A 5,612-nucleotide genomic window follows, 5' to 3' on the forward strand; every position below is an offset into this window, starting at 1 on the left:
CAGCGCAAGGTGATCTACGAACAGCGCGCCGACATCATGGATGCCGACGCGATCGGCGAAGTGGTGGTGGACATGCGCCACGACACGATCAACGCGCTGGTGGCCGACGCCTGCCCGCCCGGCTCCTATCCGGAACAGTGGGACGTGGACGGCCTGCGCCAGCGCGTGGCCGATACCCTGGGCCTGGAAGCGCCGCTGGAACAGTGGATGGAGGAAGAGGCGGTCGAGCCCGAGATCATCGAGGAACGCCTGACCGAACTGGCCGACGCGCACATGGCGGGCAAGGTCGACGCGCTGGACGAGGCTTCGTGGCGGGGGCTTGAAAAGTCGATCCTGCTCGAACGGCTCGATCACCACTGGAAGGAACACCTCGCCACGCTGGACGCGCTGCGGCAGGTAGTGTTCCTGCGCGCCTATGCGCAGAAGACGCCGATCAACGAATACAAGCAGGAAGCCTTCGGCTTGTTCGAGAAGATGCTGGACGCGATCCGCGAGGACGTGACGCGCATCCTGATGACCAGCGAAATCCGCATGCGGCCGGCGGATGATTTCCAGCTTCCCGAACTGCCAGATTTCCTGACCAGCCACATCGATCCGTTCACCGGCGAGAATGACGCGGTGCAGGTGCCGGGCGCCGCTGCGATGCTGGGCGCGCTGGGCGGGGCGGAAGCGGGCCTCGCCACGCTGCCCCCGGTTGGCACGGAAGATCCCTTCGCGGGACAGGGCGTCAGCCGCAACGCGCCGTGCCCCTGCGGTTCGGGGCAGAAGTACAAGCACTGCCACGGCGCGGCGGTCTGATCGCCGGTTTGCCGCCGGCCGGCCCCATCGTCCGGCGGTAAGCGGGTGCAATTTCGATTGCCTGCCGGGAAAGAATTAGCATGGTGAATGCCAAGGCTGTCCCGGGAGAGCAGGCATGGCAATGGAAATCAGGCAGACGGGCGTTTTCGGCGCGGAAATCACCGGCGTCGATCTGGCGCGGCTGAGCGATGAAGAGTTCGGCGCGATCCGCGAGGCGTTCGTCGATCACGGCGTGGTTTTCTTCCGCGATCAGGATCTGACCGAAGACCAGCACATCGCCTTCGCCCGGCGCTGGGGCCAGATCAACATCAACCGCTTCTTCGCCGCGCATCCGGCCTATCCGGAAATCGCGCTGGTGGTGAAGGAAGCGGCGCAGAAGGACAATATCGGCGGCGGCTGGCACACCGACCACAGCTATGACGAAGTGCCCGCGCTCGGCTCGATCCTGCTGGCGCGCGAAGTGCCGCCATCAGGCGGAAACACGCTGTTCGCCTCGATGTACGCGGCCTATGACGCGCTGCCGGATTATCTGAAGCGCGAGATCGAGGGCGTGCGCGCGGTCCACTCCGCGAAGCACATCTTCGGCACGAACGTGCGCGAGGAACTGCGCAACGCCGATACGCACGAAGGGCGCTTCGGTAACGCCGCGGTGGCGGACGTGCTGGCTGACGTGACGCACCCGATCGCGCTGGTGCACCCCTTGAGCGGGCGCAAGGCGATCTACGTCAACCCGGCCTTCACCATCGGCGTCGTCGGGCGCGACGAGGAAGCCGGCCGGCAGTTGCTGACCGAACTCTACAAGCACTGCGTCGAAGGCGATTTCGCGACCGAATTCGTCTGGTCCGAGGGATCGATGGCCTTCTGGGACAACCGCGCCACCTGGCACTATGCCCTGAACGATTACCACGGCCACCGGCGCGAGATGCACCGGATCACACTGGAAGGCGAACCGCTGCCCTGATCGGGATGGTTGCGGACGTTGAGGCTGCGCAATCCTGCTTGTCTTGAGGCAGCCTACGCGGCGTTGTCGATGCCCAGTTCCGACAGCTTGCGATAGAGCGTGGAACGGCCGATGCCGAGCCGGCGGGCCACCTCGCTCATGCGGCCGCGATAGTGGCCGATGGCAAGACGGATCACGTCGGCCTCGATTTCTTCCAGCGGGCGCAGGTTGCCATCGGCAGCGTAGAGCATGACTCCCGCGCCTTCGCTGTGCTGCGGGTTGTGGCGCGGCGCTTCGCCGACCATCATCGAGAGATTGGGGAAATCCTGCGCGGTCAGCGCCTCGTTGTCGCAGAACACGGCGGCGCGGAACAGCGTGGCCTGCAACTGGCGGACATTGCCCGGCCAGTCATAGGCCGAAAGCAGCGCCAGCGCGCCATCGGTGATCCCAAGGTGCCGCAGGCCCGGCTGCTCGCCGATCCGGGCGAGGAAATGGCGGGTCAGCGCCGGAATGTCGCCGCTGCGTTCGCGCAACGGCGGCAGGCTGACCAGCACCGTGCTGAGCACGTCGACCAGATCGGGACGGAACAGCCCGACATGCTGCAGTTCGCGCAGCGAACCGTTGCTGCACGCGATCAGTCGCACGTCCACGCGGAAGCGGTGGCGCGCGCCGATCGGCTGCACATCGCCGCGTTCGAGGAATTGCAGCAGGCGTTCCTGCACATGCGGATTGAGGCGGTCGATCTCGTCGATCACCAGCGTTCCGCCGTCGGCATGCTGGAGCGCGCCGGCCTGCCGTTCGAACGCGCCGGGGAAAGCGCCCTTTTCATGCCCGAACAGCACGGATTCGATCTGGTTGCCGGGAATGCCGCCGGCATTGACGATGCGCAGCGGCGTCTTGGCGCGGGGGGAGGCGGCGTGCATTGCACGCACCAGCATCTCCTTGCCGCTGCCGGTCTCGCCCTCGATCAACACGGTGCCCTGCGTACGCGCGGCCTTGGCTGCGACGGCGAGCGCGGCGCGGAACGAGGGCGCGGCCCCGATCATCGAATCGAAATCGAGCGCGGCGCCGATCTTTTCGGTCAGCGGTTGCAGTTCCACCGCCGGCGCCTCGCGCGTGGTGGCGCTGCGCAGCGCCTGGAGCAGGCGATCCGGGGCGACCGGCTTGATGAGATAATCCGTGGCGCCCGCGCGCATGGCTTCCACCGCGAGCAGGGGCGAGGAACTGGTGGTGAGCATCAGGATGGGCAGAGCGGGCCGGCGGGCCTTGAGTTCGGCGATCAGCGCGCAGGCATCATCGCCGGGCACCCACTGGTCGAGAATGATCGCGCCAAGCTGCATCCCCTGCCGCGTACCCAGGGTAGCGATCGCGGTTTCGGAATCGCGCGCGATGATCGTGCGCCATCCTTCCCGCGCGGCAAGAGCGGTGATCAGCCGGCACTGTGCCGGCTCGTCATCGATCAACATCAAAAGGCGGTCTTCGGGCTCTGCCATGGTCTTCCCGGTCAATGATCCGCGCTTCTGTTACGCCTATCGGGTAAAGACCCTGTTAAGCGTGGCGACCGTCGCGCAGCGGCGCGGAGGCGCTAAGAACACGGTTCGTTCTTGAGCGAACGGTACGGTGCCGTTAGAGAGGCCGCGAAGGCGCTTCGGTGCGCCGGGGGAAAGAGGTAGATCATGACTTCCGCGAACGACATGAAGGCCGCCGAGGCCACCTATGCCGGCTTCATCAACCTCATCAAGATTTCGGTGCCGGTGATCGTGCTGATCGTCGCTTTCGTTATCGTGGTGATCCAGTAACCGGCGCGTGGGCGAAACCATAAGGATCGCCGTCCTTCGGGAACGCGCGACGGGAGAGAGCCGGGTTTCGGCAACGCCGGAAACGGTAAAAAAGTTCATCGGCCTCGGCGCCACGGTCAGTGTTGAGAGCAACGCTGGCGCGACGGCCTCGATCGCCGATGACGATTACCGCGCGGCGGGCGCCGAGGTTTTGACCGAAGGCGCGGCAAAGGGCGCGGATATCGTGCTGGGCGTGCAGGGGCCGGAGGCCGATCTGCTGTCTGGCGTGAAGCCCGGGGCGTGGATCGTCGCCGGGCTTGATCCTTTCGGCCGGCGTGACCGGGTGGACGCCTATGCCGCCGCCGGCCTGGAAGCGCTGGCGATGGAATTCATGCCGCGCATCACCCGCGCGCAGTCGATGGACATCCTGTCCTCGCAATCGAACCTCGCCGGCTACAAGGCGGTGATCGTCGCGGCGGACCTTTATGGCCGCGCCTTTCCGATGATGATGACGGCGGCCGGCACGGTAAGTGCGGCCAAGGCCTTCATCATGGGCGTGGGCGTGGCCGGGCTTCAGGCCATCGCCACCGCGCGCCGCCTGGGCGCGCAGGTTTCGGCGACCGACGTGCGTTCGGCCACCAAGGAACAGATCCAGTCGCTGGGCGCCAAGCCGATCTTCGTCGAAAGCGTGGCGGGGATCGAGGGCGAAGGCAGCGGCGGCTATGCCACGGAGATGAGCGAGGAATACCAGAAGGCGCAGGCCGAGCTGGTTTCGGCGCATATCGCCAAGCAGGACATCGTCATCACCACCGCATTGATCCCTGGCCGCGCCGCGCCGCGCCTGATCAGCGATGCGCAGATCGCAACGATGCGCCCGGGCAGCGTGATCTTCGACCTGGCCGTGGCGCAGGGTGGCAACGTGGAAGGATCGGTGCCCGATCAGGTAGTGGAGAAGCACGGCGTGAAGATCGTCGGCTATTCCAACACGCCCGCGCACCTGCCGGCCGATGCCTCCGCGCTGTTCAGCCGCAACCTCTACAATTTCCTCTCCGCCTTCTGGGACAAGGAGCAGGGCAGGCCGGTGCTGGACGAGGAAATCGGCAATGCCATCCGCCTGACGCAGGGCGGCAAGGTCGTCCACGAACGACTGCTCGGCTGAGGGGGGCCGCACTCATGGATTTCATCTCGATCCTGTCGATTTTCGTGATGGCCTGCTTCGTGGGCTATTACGTGGTGTGGTCGGTCACCCCGGCGCTCCACACGCCGCTGATGGCGGTGACCAACGCGATCTCGTCGGTCATCATCGTCGGCGCATTGGTGGCGAGCGCGGCGGCCGGATCGCCGGTTTCCAAGTGGCTCGGCCTTGGCGCGGTGGTGCTGGCTTCGGTCAACATCTTCGGCGGCTTTGCGGTAACGGCGCGGATGCTCGCGATGTACAAGAAGAAGGAGAAGAAGTGATGGAACACGTCACCGCCACTCCTTCGTGGGCGATGCTCGCCTATCTCGTTTCCGGCGTGCTGTTCATCCTGGCGCTGCGGGGGCTATCCAGCCCCGGCACCAGTCGGGCGGGCAACCGCTATGGCATGATCGGCATGACCATCGCGGTGGCAACCACGCTGGTCACGCATTCGATTGCCAGCCTGCCCGAGATCATCGTGGCCATCGCCATCGGCGGTGCGATCGGCTTCGTCACCGCGCGCAAGATCGCGATGACCGACATGCCGCAGCTTGTTGCCGCGTTCCACTCGCTGGTCGGCCTCGCGGCGGTGCTGGTGGGCCTGGCCGCCTATCTTAACCCGGTGGCGTTCGGAATCACCGGTCCGGACGGGCTGATCGAGCCGCAGTCCCGCGTCGAAATGGGCCTCGGCATCGCCATCGGCGCGATCACGTTCTCGGGATCGGTCATCGCGTTCCTCAAGCTGGCCGGCAAGATGAGCGGATCGCCGATCCTGCTTCCCGGCCGCCACGTGCTGAACCTCGGCACGCTGGTCGCGATCCTGGGGCTGGTGGGATACTTCACGCAGGACCAGGCACCCTGGGTGATCGCCACGATCACGGTGCTCAGCTTCCTGATCGGCTTCCTGCTGATCATCCCG

At 65.9% G+C, this 5,612-nt stretch carries 6 protein-coding genes and 1 pseudogene (1 of these 7 cut by a window edge); 6 read left to right on the forward strand and 1 reads right to left on the reverse strand.

Going from position 1 to position 5,612, the window contains the following annotated elements; all coding sequences use genetic code 11:
- Both B3547_RS17170 and B3547_RS17175 read left to right on the forward strand, forming a co-directional pair.
- Positions 1 to 798, forward strand: a pseudogene (locus B3547_RS17170) (SEC-C metal-binding domain-containing protein); its annotated part reaches 157 nt to the left of the window's first position; the annotation flags it as partial.
- A 115-nt stretch (positions 799 to 913) separates the two neighbouring features.
- The gene (locus B3547_RS17175) at positions 914 to 1,759 is read left to right on the forward strand and encodes a TauD/TfdA dioxygenase family protein (RefSeq protein ID WP_292965063.1); all 846 of its coding nucleotides are present in this window, start codon (positions 914 to 916) and stop codon (positions 1,757 to 1,759) included.
- Between the two features lie 53 nt (positions 1,760 to 1,812).
- Here B3547_RS17175 and B3547_RS17180 read toward each other — a convergent pair whose 3' ends face one another.
- A complete protein-coding gene (locus tag B3547_RS17180; protein ID WP_124807440.1) occupies positions 1,813 to 3,231 on the reverse strand; it encodes a sigma-54-dependent transcriptional regulator in 1,419 nt (472 codons plus the stop codon).
- Between the two features lie 183 nt (positions 3,232 to 3,414).
- On the opposite strand from B3547_RS17180, the gene B3547_RS17185 reads away from it, so the two are divergent.
- The 4 genes from B3547_RS17185 to B3547_RS17200 all read left to right on the forward strand — a co-directional run.
- Positions 3,415 to 3,537, forward strand: coding sequence for an aa3-type cytochrome c oxidase subunit IV (locus B3547_RS17185; protein WP_124807439.1), 123 nt, complete (start codon positions 3,415 to 3,417; stop codon positions 3,535 to 3,537).
- Between the two features lie 19 nt (positions 3,538 to 3,556).
- Positions 3,557 to 4,675 carry an NAD(P) transhydrogenase subunit alpha gene (locus B3547_RS17190; RefSeq protein WP_292965075.1) on the forward strand — a complete coding sequence of 373 codons (1,119 nt, stop codon included), beginning with the start codon at positions 3,557 to 3,559 and terminating at the stop codon, positions 4,673 to 4,675.
- A gap of 14 nt (positions 4,676 to 4,689) precedes the next feature.
- Positions 4,690 to 4,974 (forward strand): NAD(P) transhydrogenase subunit alpha, encoded by a 285-nt coding sequence (locus tag B3547_RS17195; RefSeq protein WP_124807438.1) that lies wholly within the window; start codon positions 4,690 to 4,692, stop codon positions 4,972 to 4,974.
- A partial coding sequence (locus B3547_RS17200) for an NAD(P)(+) transhydrogenase (Re/Si-specific) subunit beta (protein ID WP_292965072.1) occupies positions 4,974 to 5,612 on the forward strand: 639 nt, incomplete at its 3' end. The genes B3547_RS17195 and B3547_RS17200, both read left to right, overlap by 1 nt.

This window comes from Novosphingobium sp. UBA1939 (assembly GCF_002336885.1).
Lineage (GTDB): Bacteria > Pseudomonadota > Alphaproteobacteria > Sphingomonadales > Sphingomonadaceae > Novosphingobium.